This window comes from Parasphingorhabdus flavimaris (assembly GCF_013371215.1).
GTDB lineage: Bacteria > Pseudomonadota > Alphaproteobacteria > Sphingomonadales > Sphingomonadaceae > Parasphingorhabdus > Parasphingorhabdus flavimaris.
Window position 1 is genome coordinate 631,450 of record NZ_JABWMH010000001.1, and the last position, 19,684, is coordinate 651,133.

Sequence of the window (19,684 nt, forward strand, 5' to 3'; positions counted from 1 at the left end):
CTAGACCGCAATCTTGTAGTCTGTGTGGTCTTCGACTTGCCAATCGATATTGTGCTTGCGCATCTTGTCGATCAGAGTGGTTCTTTTGATATTGATTGAGCGTGCCGCACGTGAGACGACGCCATGCGACCGGTCCAGTGCATTCATGATGATGCGGCGTTCTTCAGATTGCATGTGCGCGTTCAAATCTCTGACATTGTTTTCCCGATGTACAGTGTTTGGCGAACCCTGCGTCGATTGGGCGGCAGCCCATGCATCTGATGGCGCGGAGGCGGCCGTTTCGACATTCTGGTTCGCAGGAGCGATAACCGACTGAACCAGAATTGCGACGTCTTCTGCGAAAATCTCACGACCGGCAAAGAAAACCGATGCGCGTTCGACGACATTGCGCAATTCACGAACATTACCCGGCCACTCGTAGCGTTGCATCGCCGCCAATGCTTCTTCGGTGAAGACGGGAAGGGGGTTTGCTTCGCTCTGGTTCTTCAGAAAATGCGCGATCAAAGCCGGAATATCCTCGGCCCGCTCGTTGAGGGCCGGTACTTCGATTGGCACGACGCAGAGACGATAGTAGAGGTCCTCGCGAAATGCCTTAGCCTTGATGCTTTCGCCAAGATGTTTGTGAGTTGCCGCGATCACTCTGACGTCGATGCCGATATTGCGGTTGCCGCCCACCCGGTTGACGATCCGGGTTTCCAGAACCCGCAGCAGCTTGACCTGCATATTGATCGGCATGTCCCCGATTTCATCAAGGAAGATTGTGCCGTTGTCGGCTTGTTCAAAAAGGCCGACATGTTGATTTACGGCGCCTGTAAAGCTGCCTTTTTCATGACCGAAAAGTTCGGACTCGATCAGATGTTCTGGCAGTGCGCCGCAATTGACGGCGATATTGGCTGCGTTGCCACGATCCGAAATTGAATGGATGGCATCGGCGACAACTTCTTTACCGCTGCCCGAAGGACCGGTGATCATGATGGAGCTATTGCAGCGCCCGGCAAATTTGATGATGGTGCGCAACTGCTGCATTTTCGGACTGTCGCCGATCAGCTTCTCAGCAAGCAACGTCTCTAAATTTACATCGGTCATTAAACTACCCAGATAACAAATCCACACGCACTCCCGAATTGCCGGGGGTGGTTGGTTCGAAGATCCCGCAATCTCCGAACCGTCACCTGGTAACGTCAGAAATGGACATATATGGTTAAATATGGGTTAACGAAGTGACGTCAGTTTATCGGGGCAGGTCGATGCGTCGAATGTGCGAGAGAATGGTCAGGCGCTCACGGCGTCGCCCGAAGTCTGTATCTGCCTGAACATGTGAACCTGTCTACCGCTGCCAGATCCGGATTGCAGGCTGTTTCCCCAATTCTGGACAGATTAGCTGCTGGTCCGGGGGGCAATCAATGGTGTCTGGCGCTCAGAATGGAGCGCTGGCCAGCAGGCTTTCCAGCTTTTGCCTGCAATCAGCGGTAATCGAAACGAAAATCATGCGGTTATCTGCCGGGTTAGGGCTTTTCTCGATCAAATTCTGGTCGACCATGACATTAATATATCTCATTGCGGTGGTCATCGGGATGCCGGAGCTATGCGCTATGGCTGAAACTGTTACTCGCTCGTCTTTGAGCCCGCAAATGTAGATATCGAGACACATGTTCCAGCATGCGTCGGCAAATAGACCGTTTCCGGTATCCAGTGTCTGGGATCTCAAGCGTCCCCAATGAAGGTATTTTTCGGCGCGATCAATTAGATCGGGCCGGCACAGATCCGGGGTGAAAACAATCTTCTCGCTATTGGTGCCTTTTTTCGATTCCGTTATTCGTTCGTCGAGCATTCTGAATTTCTGGTTCGCCTGCTCGATCGTCAACCGCAGCTCTGCTAGCTCAGCCTCAACACTATCCATTGCCTTTACACTGCAATTCTAGAGCCCCCCAAGTTTGCCACACTACAAATATGTACGCAGTCGGATCTGTGTTCGCCTTTAATCATCTTCTGCCCAAGTAGCATTCTCGCTCTTATGCGAAAGACTTTGGCCGATTCCTACTCGGTTTCAAGTCCTAGGACAATCGCATATCGAGTTTTCAGGTGAAAAACGGAGCGCGGCATATGGTCTGTGCTAATCGACAGACGTTATGCAGGCCGATGTCCAATGTTCGGTTGCTGGGTTGAGGCGCAGGTCAAAGATTACGCCAATTGGTCAATTTTCACGAGCTTCATGATATTCAAAGGGGGGAGCGGGTGCGAGGAATTGCCATTCAGATCTTGATGCACCCGCATCACAGATGAATGGTGAGGCGTTTCAGTTTTTGCGAAGCACCGACACAATATGCGCGAGTACGGCTGGATGCAGAGGCGCGGTGAATTCGCAGCCATACTCCTGATAACGCGCCCATCGTATGTGCGCGCCGAGCGTTTGCAATCCGGGTATGGTTACAAATACCAATTTATCCTCGTCAAGGCTGGTGCAGCTCTGCATTTTGAAGCCATTGATGGATAGGTCCGACAATATAGTGCGGAAAGACTGGGTATTGGATTGACGAACCTTTATTTCTGAATTCACCGCCTCACGGTCGCTTGAACGCCTGCTGTCAGCCACAAGTTCGTCGTTTTGATCAAATTCGACGCTAACGCGGGTCGTCATCGTTCTATCCTCTGTCGGTGTACTCTTCGATATGAACGGCAAAAACCTCGGTCGGCTAAGGGTTGGGGCAGCATAGAATGGGCTCCGCCAGGCTATTCTGATGGTGTCCGATATGAGGCGAAGCGAGGCAGATATCTTCGCAGACCAGCCTCCTGCGTCTGGTGCATCATTGTTGGCCCCGGAAAATTTGATAGAACCAAAATGGGTTCAATTTTGGCGGGAAACCAAGAAAGGTGCACTTAGCTGAACGTCTGGATTACCGTCTCTCATCTTATGCTGTCGAAATCGAATAGAATAATGAAGCCAGATCTGGACCTCGAATATGAGGTTGAAGCAGCGCGTCAATTTGCGTTGGACCGATATGATGTACTGGATACGGGCGAGGAAACATGCTTCGACCATATCACCCAAGCGGTCAAAGCAGCCCTCGATGTTCCCATGGCCGCGATTTCATTCATGGATGGAACGCGCATGTGGTTCAAATCCAAAATCGGTTTTGAGGCGTCGGAAATGCCTAGAAATGCCGCATTTTGTGATCTTACAATTTGCCAGAATGGCGCGATGATTATCGAAGATGCTACACAGGACGCGCGTTTCGAGAACAATCCTTCGGTTATCGGCGAGCCGTTTTTGAGAAGCTATATCGGCGTGCCGCTCACGACCCCTGACGGCCATAATATCGGAACGCTATGTGCGCTGGATGTCGTGCCAAGACAGTTCCGGCATCCGAAGACCGAGCTAATCGAACAGCTGGCGGAACTGGTCATGTACGAGCTTGAATTGCGTCAGCAGGCGCATAACGACGCCCTAACCGGCGCTCTTACCCGCAGCGGGTTTTCGGTAAAGGTGCAGAATGCGATTTCGCTATATGACCGCCAGAAGACCAGAAGCACGCTTATTCTTTTCAACATCGATCAATATATGATGACTATTGATCGATCCGACGACCCTTCCAGCGGCAAATTGTTGAGAGTCATCATTCAATCTCTGATCAAGCGCCTTCGACCGACGGATTGGGTCGGCCGTATCGGTGGCTCTCAATTCGCGATTCTGCTCACCGGAATGGCTGGCCGGGAGGCCGTCGAAGTGACCGAGGAGTTTCTGGAATTGATCGACGGGATCAAATCCGGGGCCATGTTCGACCTGAAGTTGTCCGAGATTACAGCCGACATCGGCATATGCGACGACTGGATCAAGCAGGCGAACGCGGAAGCCTACGGGCCAGACCGATATGTCTGCGGCAGGTCTGGCAGCGATCCGGACGAGCGCCGGAATCTCCCATGCTGAGCAATTCGTAACCGGCTGATCAAGGCCGCCCGTCGCGGCGGTATTCACTCATCGGGAGGCGGGCCGAAAGGCGGGGAAGGGGGCTGGCCGCCGTTTCTCGACCAGACAATTGATGCTCGATATCCGCAGTTTTTGCAGGAATAATGTTGCCCGTAATGCTTGACATGGGGATGTAAAAGATAGTCTAGTTGAGATTATGCGCAATGCACGCTGATCTGCATTGACGAAGATATTTCAAGCAAAGGAACTGATCTTGGCAACCGCGATCCAAACCGACGATTCCGCAATGGCAGTCAGCCCCGGATTTTCGATCCCTGATCCTCATGAAATCGACAGCCTCAAGGGCAAGGTCTCCGCTGTGGAGTGGCAGTTGCGCTGTGACCTCGCGGCGACTTACCGGCTTTGCGCGATGCATGCCTGGACCGATCTGGTCTTCACCCATATTTCTGTCCGTTTGCCCGACGAAGACGGCGAGGAGCGGTTCCTGATCAATCCTTATGGTGTGCTGTTTGACGAGATGACGGCGTCGGCACTGGTGAAGATCGATCTCGACGGCAATATCAAGCAGGACACACCCTATTTCATCAACCCGGCCGGGTTCACGATCCATAGCGCGGTCCACAGCGCGCGCGAGGATGCCGGATGCGTCATTCATGTCCACACGCCTTACGGCATTGCCGTGTCGGTCCAGAAGGCCGGACTACGCCGCTACACGCAATTTTCGATGCAGGTCTATGATGACGTCGCCTATCATGGTTATGAAGGCATCGCGCTTGATCTGGAAGAACGTGACCGGCTGATCCACGACCTTGGCGAGAAGAACCTGCTGATCCTGCGCAACCACGGCACGCTTACGGTTGGCGAGAATTGTGCCATTGCTTTCCTGCGGATGTATTTCCTTGAAAATGCCTGCAAAACCCAGATTTTGGCGCAGTCGATCGGAGGAGAGGACCAACTCCACGAGGAGAGCGAGGAAATGGGCCATCGTGTCGCCGGGCAGAGTGCTGTGGCCTTCCAGAAAGGCTTTGGTGACAATCTGATCTGGCCCGGCCTGATGCGCAAATTGCAGCGCAGCAATCCGGGATATGATCACTAGAGATCAAACGGCTGGCGGGACAGGATTTCGACTTTCTTGTCGGTGAAGACGGCAGAGCCCAATTCCTGTTTCTTTTCCTTCAGCACGACATCTCGTTTGCGGATGATGTCGATGACAGGGTCATGAAAATGTTGCACCGCTGCGGTCAGCCAGTCGTTGACCAGGGGGTCGCCCGGTGCGCCGGTCATGTCGAAATCGCGTAGGCGCGAGGCAATGGCCTCGGCCGGCATCATATATTCGTAAGTGACCCAATAGTTGGTGGTGAACCAGCTGATCGGCATGCCGTCGACGCCAAAGCTCAGGGCGCCAAAATGGACGACGCCCTGTGTTTTCTTGCCATTGGGCAATCTGGCGGGAGGCTGATAATAAGGTTCGACATTGTCGAACATGTCGAGCGGCAGGAACATGTGGAAATGACCATGTTCGCCTTCTTCGCGTTCTTCCGGCTTGTGCGCATGGTAGAACCAGCGCGATTTGTTGCCGGGTGCGACGCAATCCCCTTGAGGATAATGCTGGTACTGAACGAAAGGGGCGTCTGCCGGTACCACTCTGGGTACTAGCGAGACGCCCTCTTTAGCTATCTGGCCGGTAAGCTCAAACAGCCTTTCTAATGCATTTTCCAATGCGAAATAAGCTAAGCTTACTCGGTAACAGCAGCGGCCGCATCTTCAGCAGCTTCGCCGGTTGCTTCTGCAGCTGCACAAACAGCTTCGCTAGCTGCACATGTTGCTTCTTCAGCAGCACAGGTAGCTTCTTCAGCTGCACATGTTGCTTCTTCAGCAGCTTCTTCAACTACAGCCGTTGCGTCTTCCGCTTGTTCTGCACATGCAGAAAGAGCTGGAACTGCAAGAGCAAGGCCGCCGGCTACAGCGAGCATTTTGCGAAAGTTGGTTTCGGTAGTCATTTAATATATCCCCTTTGGATGAACTAGACTTTCACCTTTATCTGGAAAGATACAGGCATGGCAAGTCAATTTCGTAAATTTTCCATTAATCCGGTCGTTTCCCTGCCGCTGATCCGCTTTGGGACAGTCATTGCTGTCGACCGGACTCTCCGCTGGCGCATCATCGGATTCTATCGTTCGACACCGCGAATTTTTCCCCATTGGCGGGTTATGGTATAGCCGAGATAGCCCGTCCCGAAGAGCGCGTAGAGCGGTTCCGGTATTCCCGCGAGATAGGCGTTCATACCGGCGGCAATATCGCGGGCGGCCTCTGGACGGAAGGCGGCGATCAGCCCCATCGGCACCGACCAGAGTAACAGAAAATACATGACATAAAGGAAACTGGGGCGCGCTCGACTCGTCCATGGATCGGTCGACTGGGCCTCTGCCAATATGGCCGACATCTGGACACGGATTTCTTCCAGTTCCCGGCTGCCTTCCAGTTTTACCAGTTCCAGCTTGGCCCGATCGCGCGCCTCCTTGTCGGGAATGATCTTGTCGATGATCCTGGAAACAGGGCCGATCAGCGTTGATATTATGGACATTCTTATGTTCCTTTCGGGTTTGTCGAATTTCAAAGTTTGTCAAAGTTGGGGCCAAGGACGGGTTTTTCAGCGCGCGGCCGTTAGGAAAATATCTGCAGAACGAGAGCGAAATTGACCAACTTTACACTGTTAAAGAAAAAACGGTTTCCGGCAGATTTCAGCCGATCCGGTTGGCGATCCAGCCATAGAGAAAGGCCTGGTTGGCGGGACGTTCTTCCGCCAGTTCGATATAGCGACTGCCCTGGAGCGCCTCGATGGCCTTGAGCAATACGGTCTCACCCTTCGCGCCCCGTTTGCGGACAAAGGATTCAAGAGCGCTCAGCGTCTTGCTGCCGATTATCCGGTCCACCGAGATGTTCTCATAGTCGCGACCGTTGCGGTTGAGCGCATTGAGTGCGCGCTGCAGGAAGCCGCTGGCCGTTGCGGTTCCCATGTTGATCCCGGTGTCGAACAGTTCAGCCGCGATATCCGGCGCATGAACGGCAATTCTGTCAAACCCCGGACGGAGCCAATATTTGCGTCGGTAAATTGAGACCGCCTCGTCGCGCGGAAAATGTCGCATATCGCCGGCATAGCCATGGGCCCGTGCCACGGCTTCCGTAACGCCCCATCGGGTAGGGCCGCCCCGGTCCGCGGGATGGTCGGAATAATCGCCTTCAAGTTTGATGACCTTGTCTATCATCATGTCGATATCGTGGGATTTGAGCATGGAGGAATCGCCTTTCCTGGTGCAATGAAATGGCGATATAACCTATTTGGTTATATGTAGGAAAGAGGTTGCTTGTTGCTCCGGGTGCGGACGTCGGACCGGGAAGATGGGGCCAGGTGATAGAAGTTCTGTCGGCCAATTCCGGTCACGATGTCCGTATTCACGCACTCCCTGCATGAATTTGTCATCCGACTACGCAATATTGCGTATCGCGCGGTTGGGCGCACTCGTTCAGACATCAGCCATGACCTGGAAAACAATCCGCCTTGAACTGGCCCGAACCGCTGACCATCCCAATGGTTCGTCAGCCCATGCCTATGTCTTTCGCGTTCCGCTGAACGACGAGGGCTTCATCGAACCGGAGGCGCTGAAGCAAGCTGAAAAACGGCCGGTCGTTCGCCGCTTCTGGCCCGGGGAGGCCGATCAAAGCGGCGTCGTGATTGCGTCGCCAAAGGGGTGGGCTTTTTCCTACCAGATCGGTGACGATGATGACGAAGTCATCTTCCGGCTCAAGGACCATCCACTCAAGGTTGGCGAATATCTGACGATTACGGAAGCGAACGGCAGCGAACTGCCGTTCCGCGTGATCAGCTGTCACGAATGAAGACCGCAGGCAGGTCTAGAGGAATTTTCATGTTGAAGCGAATGAACATCGCCGTCTTTCTTTCGGGCGCGGCTTTGGCGCTGGCCAGCAGCCCGGCGGCAGCAGAATGCGTGATTGGATCTGCGCCGCTGTTTGACCCGTTCGCGCCATATAAGGAACCAGGCGCTATCGTTCACAAGGACAGCGGCTTCATATTCCCTGCAAATATCGTCGGGTTTCGCCGGCAATGCGAGATGACAACCGATTTTTCGGGTAACAATTTCGAGATCGGCTATCTGCGCGACTTTGAAGATCATGAAATAGAAATCAAGATTGCGATCATCCATCTTGAGCAGCTGAATGCCGAGGATCATTACAAGATCGTAAAACCCGACCTGCTGTCCCGATATTCAAGCGCCGCCGTCGTTTCCGAGGGAGGATATTTTGTCTCGGGGAGGCCGGATATCACCGCCTATCAGGGCATTTTTGATGGCGATAAAGATAGCGTGCCATGGCATTTCAGCGTGACCGCGCTGGACTATGGATATTGGGATGCGCGGCTGAGCGCGTCCTATCCGCAGGAAATCGATGTTGCGGCGCAAGAGTCGATCATGGAAATGATCACGGCATTCCAGTGGCAAACGCCGACTGGTGATCAGGTGAAGGCAGCGATTCCGTAAACCGCAACGGAGGTGATTGACGGGAACCATCGAGCGCATAGTCGATCCGTATATCTCCTTATACTGGGCAGGGATTCAGCCATGCTACTCCTTTCCCGACGCCCGTTTCCGAGTGGAAGGGTGTGATCACAGGAGGGAATTTATGAAATCCGTGTTGCTTTATATTGCCGATGATGCGGGCCTCGAGGCCCGGCTTCAGGCGGCGCTTGATCTGACCCGTTCGCTGGGCGGGCATCTCCATTGCCTGCACGCAAATCCCTATAATGCGCAATTGGCGGTTGCCGGCGTTACGGGGATATCCGTGATGGCCGATATCAGGGAAATGTCTCGTGAACTGAGCTCGGAACTGCGTGATAAAATCGAAAAACGGCTGGCAGATGAAGATGTCTCCTGGGATTATCGCGAGGAAAATACCGAACCGTCTCGCGGACTTTCGAAAAACTCTGCCCTGGTCGATCTGATCGTGCTGAGCTCAGCCGGCGGCCAAAAAGATGCCGCTATGCCGCTTGGCATTTTGGGAGATGTCTTGTTCAATGCGACGGCTCCGATCGTGGTTCAGCCCGATGATGTGAAAAAATTCGATGCCTGCGGACCCGCCCTGGTGGCCTGGAACGGCAGTTTCGAGTCCGGAAATGCCTTGCGGGCTGCTGTTCCGCTTCTCAAAATGGCAAGCGATGTTCATATTCTGACGGTCGAGGAAGACAAGGACCACGATCTGCCGCAACTGGCAGCTTCCGAATATCTTGCCTATCATGGCATCAAATCCGAAATTCACAGCCCCCCGCCCGGCAAGGTCCGGGTGGATCAGGCGCTTCTGTCCGAGGCCCGGAATGTCCATGCGGAATATCTGGTCATGGGTGCCTATGGGCACAGCAGGGCAAGGGAGTTCCTGTTCGGTGGCGTGACGCGCAACTTGTTTAAAGACAGCCCCATTCCGCTGGTTGTTTCCCATTGAATGATGAAGCTTCTGTCAAAAGACAGTTTCGATTTCCTTTTGGCAATGCCCGTATTATGTGTAGGGTTCGCCTATTCGCTAGCGGCGATGGGGCAGCCGAGGAGTATATTTAGCAAGTGGGTAAAACCAACGCTTTCGATACGAAACGGCCACTCGGTCTGGAATCCGTTCTGTCCAGTCTGCCGAATTGTGTCATGATTGTGGATCGCGATCTCCAGGCGATCAACTGCAGTGTCGCAGGGTTGAACATCATGGGTGTCGCCAGCATCGCGGAGTTGCCCGAAGGCGCGCCGGCAACATGTGTTGCGGCATCCCACAAACCAATTTTTCAGGAATCCATGGCGCGTGCATTTGATGTCCGCCCAAACAGGAATATCGAGCCGTTCGAAGTGAAGCTGGAATTTCCGGACGGGCGGGCGATGCTAACACTTTGCAATCTGGCTCCTTTGGCCAATCCTGACGGCGATGTTGATGCGGTTCTGATTTCCTTTCAGGATATCACAGCGCATAAAAACACCGAGAAAAAACTCGAGCAGGCAGATTCGATACTGAAATCGATCCTGACGACAATTCCCGACGCGATGATCGTGATTGATGAAGCTGGACTGGTCAGCTCATTCAGCGCCACGGCCGAAAAAATGTTCGGATATCCGCAGGAAGAAATCATCGGTAAAAATGTAAAGATCCTGATGCCGGAGCCGTACAGGGCGGCGCATGACGGCTATATCGAGCGCTATATACGGACCGATGAAAAGCGGATTATCGGCATCGGTCGAACCGTTGTCGGATGCAGGAAAGACGGCACGACATTCCCGCTGCAACTGGAAGTTGGCGAAGCAAAAATTGGCAACGAGCGCTATTTTACCGGCTTCATCATCGATCTGACCGAAAAAAAGCAGACGGAAGCGGAACTGCAGTCATTGCAGGCGGATCTGGCCCATGCCTCTCGCCTGAGCGCGGTCGGAACATTGGCCTCTTCACTTGCCCATGAAATCAACCAGCCGCTGACCGCGATAGCCAATTATCTGTCGGCCGCGCGGGACATGATGGATGGTGACTTGTCCGAGAACCGGGAGTTTTTCCGGGAAGCGCTGCAGGAAAGCGTCTCCGAAAGCTTGCGGGCCGGAATCATAGTCCGGCGGCTGAGGGAATTTGTATCGCGCGGCGAGATCAACCGGGGGATATTGTCGATTGCCCAGGTGGTGGAAGATGCGACCGTCCTCGGTACGATCGGAGCCCAGGAAAAAGGCGTGGAATTCTCGATCGATATCGCGCCGGATACCAATCACGTGTTTGTCGATCGGGTGCAGATCCAGCAGGTGATGGTCAACCTGATGCGCAATGCGATCGAGGCGATGTCCGATAGCGCGGAGAAAAAGCTGCATATCGGGGTGACTTCGATAGATGACGAGCGGGTGGAGATTTCCGTCTCGGACACCGGTTCCGGCATTGATCAGGAACTGGGCGAAAGGATTTTCGATCCCTTTGCCAGTACCAAGGGAACGGGTATGGGCCTGGGGCTTTCGATATGCCGGACGATCCTCGAAGCGCATGGCGGGACTATCCGTGCGGAACCCAATCCGGGCGGGGGAACCATATTTCGGCTAACGTTGGAAAAAGCGGAAGAGGAGCAGGATGTTGACGAATGAGCGGCTGGTCTATGTTGTTGACGATGATGATAGCGTGCGGCGGTCGGCGGCTTTCATGTTGCGGCATGCCGGTTTTAAAGTTGAACCGGTAGTGTCCGGCGTTGATTTTCTGAAACTGGCCAAAGGCGCGGACCGGGGCTGTGTGCTGCTCGATGTGCGGATGCCTGAAATGGACGGTTTGCAGGTGCAGCAGCAGATGATCAAGGACGGCATTGACATGCCGGTAGTGATCCTCACCGGTCATGGCGATATCGAGATTGCCGTTCAGGCGATGCGGGCCGGAGCGGTCAACTTCCTTGAAAAGCCTTATGAGAAAGAAGCCCTGATCGCTGCGATGGAAGAGGCATTCGTGCGGCTGGAAGATAGCAATCTGAAGGAAATGGCAGCTTCCGAAGCGAAAGTCAGACTGGCCTGTCTGACTGGCAGGGAGCAGGATGTGCTTGACGGTTTGCTGGCCGGACTTCCCAACAAGACCATTGCCTATGATCTCGGTATTTCACCGCGTACGGTGGAGATATATCGCGCCAATATGATGGAGAAGCTGCGGGTGCGCAGTCTGGCCGAGGCGTTGCGGATCGGTTTCGCGGCGGAGAGCGGAGAAGATCCTGACGGGCAGCAAGCATAGCTGAAACCGGAAACTCAGTTTTTCGGATTTTTCTTTCGTGACAGGCATGCGTGGCATGGTTTGGCGCAATCCGTCTTGCCGTCCTCCTGCTCGACAGGAATGGAAATATTTCGCACGGCGCCATCGGCAGAGCATAGTTTGATTGTCATCATTTCCGATTTGGCTGACAGAGGCATTGCGGCAAGCGGCAGTGCTATTGCGGCGATCGCAAACCGGCTGAGCCGGGACTTCCTGATCCGGTCTATCATGACGGCTCGTCTTCCTCGTCGATCAACACCCGCTGGGCGGCGCCATCAAGGTCCTCGAACTGGTCGTGGCGCATTGCCCAGAAAAAGAAAGCAAGCCCGCATATCCCCATGAACAGGGCTACCGGTATCAGGATCACCAGGCCGCTCATTTGGCCGCTCCGTTCAGCCGCAACGCGTTGCCGACGACGATCAGCGACGATAGCGACATTGCAATGGCGGCGATCAGCGGGGTCACCATGCCGGTGAGCGCCAGCGGAACGGCGAAGATATTATAGCCGATGGCGAGGGCGAAATTCTGGTGGACGATCTGCATTGTGCGCCTCGCCACCCGGATCGAGAGAGCGACCGGCATCAGGGAGTCGCTGGTGAACACGGCGTCTGCGGCCTGCTGGCCGACATCGCTGGCGGTGCCGGGCGCGATCGAGACATGGGCGGCGGCCAGGGCAGGGCCGTCGTTCAGGCCATCGCCCACCATCAGAACCTTGTGGCCATTATCGGTCAGGCGGGTGATGGCTTCCACCTTTTCCTGGGGCGAGGCGCCGGCTTGGGCGGTCAGTCCCAAGGCGCTGGCGACGACGGACACGGAACGGTTGTTGTCGCCGGATATTATCGAGGACGGCAATCCCTGTATCCGCAGGCTTGCAATGGCCGCCGAAGCTTCGGGCCGGATTTCGTCGCGTAGCTGAATTACGACATTGTCGCTGCCGACGGTCAGCTGGGAGGACAGATGGTCCTCGGACCTTTCCGCTTTGCCGAGCATCACTTTGACATCGCCCCAGCGCGCCGCCATGCCTTCGCCGGGCAATTCCTGAATGTCCTCAAGCTCCGCCGGCTCGATATCTTGCGCCAGCAAAGCGGTGCGAATGCCCTTGCTGACCGGGTGGCGGCTGGCCTGGGCCAGAGCCAGAGCGATCTGTTTCTGGCCGGGATCGAGATCATCCAGATTGACCGGTACCGGACGGCCCAGAGTGAGGGTCCCGGTCTTGTCGAAAAGCGCATAGTCGACCTCCGCCAGCCGTTCCAGTGCACTGCCGTCCTTGACCATCACCCCCTTGCGGAGCAGCGCGCCCGAGGCAACGACCTGCGCGGCGGGGACCGCGAGGCCGAGGGCGCAGGGACAGGTGATGATCAGCACCGCGACCGCGATCAGCAACGATTGGTGCCAGCCCGCGCCGACGATCATCCAATAGGCAAAGGCGAGCAGAGCGAGGCTGTGCACGGCGGGGGCATAATAGCGCGCTGCCCGATCGGCGATGCGCACGTAGAAGGACCGGCGCTGGCCCGCTTCGTCCATCAGGCGGGCGATGTCCGACACGCTCGTGTCCTCCCCGGTGGCGGTGATCCGCACAACGACGGGCGACGTGAGGTTGAGCGTTCCGGCCAGGACCACATCGTCTTTTGCCCTGGGTTGGGGCGCGCTCTCGCCGGTCATCAACGAACAGTCGAAACTGCTGCTGCCCGAAACAATCACACCATCGGCAGCGAGGCTTTCACCGGCCGCAACCATCATCCGCATTTCCGGTACCAGATCCCTCGAAGCGACCCAGCGGGTGTTCCCGTCCGCCGCCAGCACCATCGCCCCCGGAGCGGTTTGCTTGAGCAGCGCGCCAATGCCTTCGCGCGCGCGGTCGCGCATCATCCCGTCGAGCACCCGTCCGGCCAGCAGGAAGAATAACAGCATCACCGCGCCGTCAAAATAGGCATGTTCGCCGCCGGTTGCGGTTTCGTATATGCTGAGACCGGTAGCCAGCAATATGCCGATCGAGATAGGAACGTCCATGTTGGTCCGCCCGTAGCGCAGGGCCATCGCGGCAGACGCGATGAATGGCCGACCGGAATAGGCGATTACCGGTATGGCGATAAGAGCCGATAGCCAGTGAAACAGATCGCGGGTGACACCGGTTGCGCCAGACCAGACGCTGACCGAAAGCAGCATGATATTCATCATCCCGAAACCGGCGACCGCGAGCGCACGGATCAACCTGTCGGTGCTGCCCCGCTCTTCGGATAGTGGATTATCGGCGAGAATCTGTGCTTCAAAACCCAGTGTCTCGATCGCGCGCCTGAGCTGGTCTTCGGCCAGTTCGGGGAGATGCGAGATCGCCACCTGTTTGGTCGAGAAATTGACCCGTGACGAAACGATGCCCGGCACGTCCATCAGGCCGTTCTCGATTTTGGAAATACAACCGGCGCAACGGATCGCCGGCACGGCGAATCGGGACACAATCAATTGCGACTGACCGTCACTTATGGGCGCAACAGCGTTCACCAGATATCCCGAACCACGCGCATATCCTTGTCATCCTGCGTGATGATGATTTTCAGTTTCCAGCGGCCTGCGGGCAGTGTCTCGACGCTTCGAAATTCCCCGGATGCGGTCTGGGCAAAGCTGATCTCGAACGGATCGGCCTGACCGATGGGGTGTTCGGCGACGCCGGACATCGTTGCTCCCAGCAACGGGACACCATCGGCGGTGGTGATGGTGATGCTGGCCCTGTCAGCCTTCCGGAGAGCAGGCGAGACGGTCCAGCCATGGGCCTGCTGGGTGCGGGCCTGCGCCAGCCAGTCATTATATTTCTGGCTCGCGACATAGCTATTGTCGACCACGGTGCCGCTGAAAGTCGAGAGAGCAAAGCGTGCCATGACCATGTTGACGCTGACAACGACCGCGAAAAAGGCGACGATTATTGCGGTGGCATGATAGCCGGTGAATTTCTTCACTGAGGTCGTTTCCCTGCTCATTCACCTGTCTCCGGTCGTTCGAAAAACACTTCGTCAATATCCTTGGCTTCTGCATCGTCAGCGGCGGTCACGGTGAGGGCAAATTCTTCCCGAACCGGTCCTGCGCCAGGTGCAGCAACATAGAGCCGCAGCCTTGCAATGCTATCGGGCGACACGGTGGTAACCAGCGTCTGTCCTGCTGTTTCCCTCGATCCGGCGTTAGACCACATGGCTCCGCCCTCGATTGCCGACATGCCGATAATCATCTCGCGCGGGCGGTTCTCCATATTGCGCAGATTGACGGTATAGCTGTTGCGAACATGGCCGTCGGCGAGCTGGACATAGACCGGATTACGGTCATGGTTGGCGCTGATGTCGATGCGGGTCCGGTTTCCGACCGCGAACAGCATCGCCAGCCCGATCGCTCCCCAGATCGAGGAATAGACGATCGTGCGCGGACGCAACAGGGTTTTCAGGATCGGATTATGCGGCTTGCCTGCCTTTTCGAGGTCGGCATCCTCGAGCGTCGCATAGTCGATCAGCCCGCGCGGGCGGCCGACCTGATCCATTACCTTGTCGCAGGCATCGATGCACAATGCGCAGGTGATGCAACCGATCTGCGGTCCTTCGCGGATGTCGATGCCGGTCGGGCAGACCGCGACGCACTGGTTGCAGTCGATGCAGTCGCCAAAGCTGCCCGGCTGGGCCTCCGCCTTTTTCACGCTGCCGCGCGGTTCGCCGCGCCAGTCCTTGTAAGTGACGGTCAGCGATTTTTCATCCATCATCGCGGTCTGGATACGCGGCCACGGGCACATATAGATGCACACCTGTTCGCGCATGAAACCGCCGAAGACGAAAGTGGTGAGGGTCAGCACGCCAACCGTGGCATAAGCAACGAAAGCCGCCTGACCGGTCCAGAAATCCACCACCAGCGTGGGCGCGTCGGCAAAATACATGATCCAGGCGCCGCCGGTCCAGAAGGCGATGAACAGCCAGACCGACCATTTTGCGAGGCGCTTGCCGATCTTCTTCGGCCCCCAGGGCGCATCCTGCAGCTTGAACTGGGCATTGCGGTCGCCGTCGATCGCCCGTTCGACATGCTGGAACAGATCGGTCCAGACTGTTTGCGGGCAGGAATAGCCACACCATGCGCGGCCGACGGCCGAGGTGACCAGGAACAATCCGATGCCGGCCATTACCAGCATGCCGGCGACATAATAAAATTCGTGCGGCCAGATTTCGATGCCGAACATGTAGAAGCGCCGGTTCGCGAGATCGACCAGCACTGCCTGATCAGGGGCGTAAGGGCCGCGATCCCAGCGGATCCAGGGGGTGACATAATAGATGGCGAGGGTGATCGCCATGATCACCCATTTCAACCGCCGGAACGTGCCATTGACCGCCTTGGGAAAGACATTCTTGCGCGCTTCGTAGAGTTTCAGCTCCGGATCGAGAATTTCCTCAGGACTGCTCATCGCCATCACCTTCGCTCAGCGTGTCAGCGACTTTTTCCAGCGCCGGCAGTTTTTCGCCGCCGCCCAGCGAATGGACATAGGCTGCCAGCATCCGGATGGTCGCGGCATCCAGCCGCTGTCCCCAGCGTGGCATCACGCCATAGCGGCTGTTGCTGATCGTGTCGGTCAGCGAAGCGCGATCCAGACCATAGAGGCTGATCGCATCGGTCAGATTGGGCGCGCCCTGCGTGCGGTCGCCGGTGCCGTCAGACGCGTGGCAGACCGCGCAATTCGCTTCGAACAAAGCGGCTCCGCGGGTGGCTGCCGCGCTCTGCTTTTCCCGGCCCGCCAATAGGCGGACGTGAGAAACCAGATCCTGAATCTCGGTCGCCTGCAATATCCCGTCGCGGCCAAAGGCCGGCATTTGCGAGAAGCGGGTCTCGTCATGATCCGGATTACGGATTCCGTGAATCAGCGTATATTCAATGGCCTCGAGATCGCCGCCCCACAGCCAGTCATCATCGTTGAGATTGGGATAGCCCGCAGAACCGGCAGCGCCGGAACCGTGGCACTGGACGCAGTGGACCTTGAACGCGGACCGGCCGCCTTCGACTGCCTGCTGCATCAGTTCCGGGCTGCCGTGAAGCTTGCGGATATCGGTCGATACCAATGCCTGCCGGATCGGCTCCAGCTCCGTTTCGCGTGCGGAAACCGCCTGTTCATATTCGCCGCGGCTGGTCCATCCAAGCAGGCCTTCGCTGGCCGAATTGAGCATCGGGATCGCCGGATAAAGGATGACATAGCCGATGCCCCAGATGATCGTGGCGTAAAGTGTCCACAGCCACCAGCGCGGCATTGGCGTGTCGAGTTCCTCGATGCCGTCCCATTCATGACCAACGGTTTCGGTGCCGGTCGGTTGATCGACGCGTTTGTTCTCAGACATCGTTTTTGTCCTCGTCAAAAATCATATGGGCGGCTTCTTCGTGCGTGCGTCCGGCGCCGGGACGGAAGGTCCATCCGATCAGCGTCAGGAACACCGCCGTCATGAACAACAGGCCCCAGCTGTCGGCAAAGTGGCGGAGAGCATCATAGTTCATCGTGGCTGCTCCAGCGCTTCGCCCGCCTCGAAATCGACCAGCGTGCCGATCATCTGCAGATAGGCAATCAGCGCGTCCATTTCGGTCAGGCGATCCGGGTTGCCATCAAAGTCGCGGATATGCACCTTGGGGTAGCGCTGCTCCAGCTCGGTCGAATTGGCAAACGGGTCTACCTGGGTCAGCAGATCCTCATTGGCCTTGGCGATTGCGTCCTCGGAATAGGGAACGCCAACCCGGGTCAGAGCGCGCAAATGGGTGCTCATATCGCCGGACTGGAGGTCCTTGGCGGCAAGAAACGCATAAGGAGGCATGTTCGATTCCGGTACCACCGCGCGGGGATCGGTCAGATGCTGGACATGCCATTCATCCGAATAGCGACCGCCGACACGGGCCAGGTCCGGGCCGGTGCGCTTGGAACCCCATTGGAACGGATGATCGTACATCGACTCCGCGGCCAGCGAATAATGGCCGTAGCGTTCCACTTCGTCGCGGAACGGCCGGATCATCTGACTGTGGCAGGAATAACAGCCTTCGCGGACATAGATGTTGCGGCCAGCCAGTTCGAGCGGGGTATAGGGACGGACTCCCTCGACTTCCTCTACCGTATTGTCGATCCAGAAAAGAGGAGCGATTTCCACGATGCCGCCGATCATCACCGTGACCAGTGCTAGTACGGCGAGCAGAGTGACGTTGCGCTCGATCTTCTTGTGCTTTTGCGTGAGTGTGGTCATTTTCCTGTCTCCCTCACTCTGCCGGAACCGCAACCAAAGGCTTGTCTGCCTCTGGGTCATGGGGTGTCTCGGTCATTGATTTTTCCTCGCGGATTTTGCCGGCAATCGTCATCCAGACATTATAGACCATCACCGCTGCACCAGCGAGATAGAGCAGTCCGCCAGCGGCCCGGATGACATACATCGGGAACATGGCCGAGACGACTTCGCTGAAGGCATAGACGAGATAGCCGTCGTCACCATATTCGCGCCACATCAGGCCCTGCATGATGCCGGCAACCCACATTGCGGCGGCGTAGAGAACGATCCCGATGGTGGCGAACCAGAAATGCCAGTTGACCATGCGCAGGCTGTAGAGCCGCTGGCGGCCCCAGAGACGCGGCACCATATAGTAGAGCGCGGCAAAGGTGATCATGCCGTTCCAGCCCAACGCGCCGCTGTGGACGTGGCCGACGGTCCAGTCGGTATAGTGCGACAGGCTGTTGACCGACTTGATCGACATCATCGGGCCTTCAAAGGTGCTCATGCCGTAAAAGGCGAGCGCCAGCACCATCATCCGGATGATCGGATCGGTGCGGATCTTGTCCCAAGCGCCGTTCAGCGTCATCAGGCCGTTGATCATGCCGCCCCAGCTAGGCATCCACAAGACGATGGAAAAGACCATGCCGAGCGTCTGCGCCCAGTCGGGCAGGGCGGTATAGTGAAGATGGTGCGGACCGGCCCAGATATAGAGGAAGATCAGCGACCAGAAGTGGATGATCGACAGGCGATAGCTGTAAACCGGCCGTTCCGCCTGTTTCGGCACGAAATAATACATCATGCCGAGGAAGCCGGCGGTCAGGAAAAATCCGACCGCATTATGGCCGTACCACCATTGGGTCAGCGCATCCTGCACGCCGGCAAAGGCGCTGTAGCTTTTTGCGCCGAGCAGGCTGACCGGCATGGCGAGGCCATTGACCAGGTGCAGCATGGCGACGGTCAGGATGAAGCTGAGGAAGAACCAGTTGGCGACATAGATATGCGGTTCCGACCGTTTGACGATCGTGCCGATATAGACGACCGCATAGCTGACCCAGACGATTGTGAGCCAGATATCTATATACCATTCCGGCTCGGCATATTCCTTCGACTGGGTGACGCCCATCAGATAGCCGGTGGCGGCCAGCACGATGAACAGCTGGTAACCCCAGAAAACAAAGCGGGCGAGACCGGGGAAGGCCAGCCTCGCCCTGCAAGTGCGCTGGACGATATAGAAACTCGTCGCGATCAGCGCATTGCCTCCGAAAGCAAAAATAACCGCAGAAGTGTGGAGCGGCCTGAGACGTCCGAATGTCGTATATTCCAGACCCAGATTGAGCACCGGAAAAGCCAGCTGCAGGGCGATATAGAGCCCGACAAAGAAACCCGCCATGCCCCAGAAAAGCGTGGCGATCACACCCCATCGGATCGGATCGTCGTCATATTTCCCGGGATCGGCAGGAGCCTTTAATATCCCGCGACCGATGGCGGCATAGTCAGCCTTGCTGATTGTCACCCACAGGGCGATCAGACAGGCAATCATTATGATAGCCATATGCACGGCAAAACCGCCGTCGACCGCCAGTACCATTGCCAAGAATGCAAGAAACACGAGTGCCAGCCATCCGCCAGCCTTCACCAGTAAATTGTCCATAACGTCCTTCCACGTTGTGTGGGAGTGGCGCTACCAGTCGGAAGTTGGGGG

Annotated in this window: 22 protein-coding genes; 7 read left to right on the plus strand and 15 right to left on the minus strand. The window is 56.4% G+C overall.

From position 1 onward, the window contains the following. The 3 genes from HUO14_RS03075 to HUO14_RS03085 form a co-directional block, all read right to left on the minus strand. Positions 1-1,086: a sigma-54 interaction domain-containing protein gene (locus HUO14_RS03075; RefSeq protein WP_176278399.1), complete on the minus strand. Its 1,086-nt coding sequence runs from the start codon at positions 1,084-1,086 to the stop codon at positions 1-3. Positions 1,087-1,417: 331 nt separating this feature from the next. Continuing rightward, positions 1,418-1,900, minus strand: a complete 483-nt coding sequence (locus tag HUO14_RS03080; RefSeq protein ID WP_176278400.1) for a helix-turn-helix domain-containing protein — start codon at positions 1,898-1,900, stop codon at positions 1,418-1,420. Positions 1,901-2,296: 396 nt separating this feature from the next. After that, the gene (locus HUO14_RS03085) at positions 2,297-2,638 is read right to left on the minus strand and encodes a PilZ domain-containing protein (RefSeq protein ID WP_176278401.1); all 342 of its coding nucleotides are present in this window, start codon (positions 2,636-2,638) and stop codon (positions 2,297-2,299) included. Between the two features lie 297 nt (positions 2,639-2,935). Between HUO14_RS03085 and HUO14_RS03090 the strand changes: the two genes are divergently transcribed. Further along, entirely contained in the window at positions 2,936-3,925 is a 990-nt protein-coding gene (locus tag HUO14_RS03090) for a sensor domain-containing diguanylate cyclase (RefSeq protein WP_176278402.1), read from the plus strand. 253 nt (positions 3,926-4,178) lie between these two features. Beyond that, entirely contained in the window at positions 4,179-5,021 is an 843-nt protein-coding gene (locus tag HUO14_RS03095) for a class II aldolase/adducin family protein (RefSeq protein WP_246255187.1), read from the plus strand. Here HUO14_RS03095 and HUO14_RS03100 read toward each other — a convergent pair. From HUO14_RS03100 to HUO14_RS03115, 4 genes are all read right to left on the minus strand, one after another. Then, the gene (locus HUO14_RS03100) at positions 5,018-5,644 is read right to left on the minus strand and encodes a DUF6969 family protein (protein WP_176278403.1); all 627 of its coding nucleotides are present in this window, start codon (positions 5,642-5,644) and stop codon (positions 5,018-5,020) included. The two genes, HUO14_RS03095 and HUO14_RS03100, sit on opposite strands and share 4 nt — an antisense overlap. 17 nt (positions 5,645-5,661) lie before the next feature. After that, positions 5,662-5,925 carry a hypothetical protein gene (locus tag HUO14_RS03105; protein ID WP_176278404.1) on the minus strand — a complete coding sequence of 88 codons (264 nt, stop codon included), beginning with the start codon at positions 5,923-5,925 and terminating at the stop codon, positions 5,662-5,664. Positions 5,926-6,095: 170 nt separating this feature from the next. Further along, positions 6,096-6,509: a holin family protein gene (locus tag HUO14_RS03110; protein ID WP_176278405.1), complete on the minus strand. Its 414-nt coding sequence runs from the start codon at positions 6,507-6,509 to the stop codon at positions 6,096-6,098. A 157-nt stretch (positions 6,510-6,666) separates the two neighbouring features. Continuing rightward, positions 6,667-7,218 (minus strand): glycoside hydrolase family 108 protein, encoded by a 552-nt coding sequence (locus HUO14_RS03115; protein WP_176278406.1) that lies wholly within the window; start codon positions 7,216-7,218, stop codon positions 6,667-6,669. 244 nt (positions 7,219-7,462) lie between these two features. Between HUO14_RS03115 and HUO14_RS03120 the strand changes: the two genes are divergently transcribed. From HUO14_RS03120 to HUO14_RS03140, 5 genes are all read left to right on the plus strand, one after another. Beyond that, positions 7,463-7,822 (plus strand): hypothetical protein, encoded by a 360-nt coding sequence (locus HUO14_RS03120; protein ID WP_176278407.1) that lies wholly within the window; start codon positions 7,463-7,465, stop codon positions 7,820-7,822. Between the two features lie 29 nt (positions 7,823-7,851). Then, positions 7,852-8,481: a hypothetical protein gene (locus tag HUO14_RS03125; protein ID WP_176278408.1), complete on the plus strand. Its 630-nt coding sequence runs from the start codon at positions 7,852-7,854 to the stop codon at positions 8,479-8,481. Between the two features lie 142 nt (positions 8,482-8,623). Continuing rightward, the gene (locus HUO14_RS03130; RefSeq protein ID WP_176278409.1) at positions 8,624-9,436 is read left to right on the plus strand and encodes a universal stress protein; all 813 of its coding nucleotides are present in this window, start codon (positions 8,624-8,626) and stop codon (positions 9,434-9,436) included. A gap of 116 nt (positions 9,437-9,552) precedes the next feature. Next, positions 9,553-11,085, plus strand: a complete 1,533-nt coding sequence (locus HUO14_RS03135) for a PAS domain S-box protein (protein WP_176278410.1) — start codon at positions 9,553-9,555, stop codon at positions 11,083-11,085. After that, positions 11,075-11,710, plus strand: a complete 636-nt coding sequence (locus tag HUO14_RS03140) for a response regulator transcription factor (RefSeq protein ID WP_176278751.1) — start codon at positions 11,075-11,077, stop codon at positions 11,708-11,710. Before HUO14_RS03135 ends, HUO14_RS03140 begins: the two co-directional genes overlap by 11 nt. 244 nt (positions 11,711-11,954) lie before the next feature. Here the strand turns inward: HUO14_RS03140 and ccoS are convergent, their stop codons facing one another. Genes ccoS through ccoN form a run of 8 tightly spaced genes read right to left on the minus strand, consistent with a single transcriptional unit; the run spans position 11,955 to position 19,633 of the window. After that, positions 11,955-12,107, minus strand: a complete 153-nt coding sequence (ccoS, locus tag HUO14_RS03145; RefSeq protein ID WP_176278411.1) for a cbb3-type cytochrome oxidase assembly protein CcoS — start codon at positions 12,105-12,107, stop codon at positions 11,955-11,957. Further along, on the minus strand, positions 12,104-14,182 hold the full coding sequence (locus HUO14_RS03150; protein WP_425500469.1) for a heavy metal translocating P-type ATPase: 2,079 nt from the start codon (positions 14,180-14,182) through the stop codon (positions 12,104-12,106). The genes ccoS and HUO14_RS03150 overlap by 4 nt, the downstream gene beginning before the upstream one ends. A 41-nt stretch (positions 14,183-14,223) precedes the next feature. Further along, complete coding sequence (locus HUO14_RS03155; RefSeq protein ID WP_343046042.1) at positions 14,224-14,679, minus strand: FixH family protein; 456 nt, start codon at positions 14,677-14,679, stop codon at positions 14,224-14,226. A gap of 17 nt (positions 14,680-14,696) precedes the next feature. Next, positions 14,697-16,154 (minus strand): cytochrome c oxidase accessory protein CcoG, encoded by a 1,458-nt coding sequence (ccoG, locus tag HUO14_RS03160; protein WP_176278413.1) that lies wholly within the window; start codon positions 16,152-16,154, stop codon positions 14,697-14,699. Beyond that, complete coding sequence (ccoP, locus tag HUO14_RS03165; protein ID WP_176278414.1) at positions 16,141-17,076, minus strand: cytochrome-c oxidase, cbb3-type subunit III; 936 nt, start codon at positions 17,074-17,076, stop codon at positions 16,141-16,143. Before ccoP ends, ccoG begins: the two co-directional genes overlap by 14 nt. Continuing rightward, positions 17,069-17,230 carry a cbb3-type cytochrome c oxidase subunit 3 gene (locus HUO14_RS03170; protein WP_176278415.1) on the minus strand — a complete coding sequence of 54 codons (162 nt, stop codon included), beginning with the start codon at positions 17,228-17,230 and terminating at the stop codon, positions 17,069-17,071. Before HUO14_RS03170 ends, ccoP begins: the two co-directional genes overlap by 8 nt. Next, positions 17,227-17,961, minus strand: a complete 735-nt coding sequence (gene ccoO / locus HUO14_RS03175; protein ID WP_176278416.1) for a cytochrome-c oxidase, cbb3-type subunit II — start codon at positions 17,959-17,961, stop codon at positions 17,227-17,229. Before ccoO ends, HUO14_RS03170 begins: the two co-directional genes overlap by 4 nt. Positions 17,962-17,974: 13 nt before the next feature. After that, a complete protein-coding gene (gene ccoN, locus HUO14_RS03180) occupies positions 17,975-19,633 on the minus strand; it encodes a cytochrome-c oxidase, cbb3-type subunit I (protein ID WP_176278417.1) in 1,659 nt (552 codons plus the stop codon). Between the last annotated feature and the right edge of the window lie 51 nt (positions 19,634-19,684).

Bases quoted from the DNA above. Each gene is read 5' to 3' on its own strand.
- ccoS (WP_176278411.1), bottom strand. From the start codon at position 12,107: ATGAGCGGCCTGGTGATCCTGATACCGGTAGCCCTGTTCATGGGGATA.
- ccoP (WP_176278414.1), bottom strand. From the start codon at position 17,076: ATGTCTGAGAACAAACGCGTCGATCAACCGACCGGCACCGAAACCGTT.
- ccoN (WP_176278417.1), bottom strand. From the start codon at position 19,633: ATGGACAATTTACTGGTGAAGGCTGGCGGATGGCTGGCACTCGTGTTT.
- ccoO (WP_176278416.1), bottom strand. From the start codon at position 17,961: ATGACCACACTCACGCAAAAGCACAAGAAGATCGAGCGCAACGTCACT.
- HUO14_RS03075 (WP_176278399.1), bottom strand. From the start codon at position 1,086: ATGACCGATGTAAATTTAGAGACGTTGCTTGCTGAGAAGCTGATCGGC.
- HUO14_RS03105 (WP_176278404.1), bottom strand. From the start codon at position 5,925: ATGACTACCGAAACCAACTTTCGCAAAATGCTCGCTGTAGCCGGCGGC.
- HUO14_RS03130 (WP_176278409.1), top strand. From the start codon at position 8,624: ATGAAATCCGTGTTGCTTTATATTGCCGATGATGCGGGCCTCGAGGCC.
- HUO14_RS03090 (WP_176278402.1), top strand. From the start codon at position 2,936: ATGAAGCCAGATCTGGACCTCGAATATGAGGTTGAAGCAGCGCGTCAA.
- ccoG (WP_176278413.1), bottom strand. From the start codon at position 16,154: ATGAGCAGTCCTGAGGAAATTCTCGATCCGGAGCTGAAACTCTACGAA.
- HUO14_RS03115 (WP_176278406.1), bottom strand. From the start codon at position 7,218: ATGCTCAAATCCCACGATATCGACATGATGATAGACAAGGTCATCAAA.
- HUO14_RS03120 (WP_176278407.1), top strand. From the start codon at position 7,463: ATGACCTGGAAAACAATCCGCCTTGAACTGGCCCGAACCGCTGACCAT.
- HUO14_RS03080 (WP_176278400.1), bottom strand. From the start codon at position 1,900: ATGGATAGTGTTGAGGCTGAGCTAGCAGAGCTGCGGTTGACGATCGAG.
- HUO14_RS03125 (WP_176278408.1), top strand. From the start codon at position 7,852: ATGTTGAAGCGAATGAACATCGCCGTCTTTCTTTCGGGCGCGGCTTTG.
- HUO14_RS03110 (WP_176278405.1), bottom strand. From the start codon at position 6,509: ATGTCCATAATATCAACGCTGATCGGCCCTGTTTCCAGGATCATCGAC.
- HUO14_RS03170 (WP_176278415.1), bottom strand. From the start codon at position 17,230: ATGAACTATGATGCTCTCCGCCACTTTGCCGACAGCTGGGGCCTGTTG.
- HUO14_RS03085 (WP_176278401.1), bottom strand. From the start codon at position 2,638: ATGACGACCCGCGTTAGCGTCGAATTTGATCAAAACGACGAACTTGTG.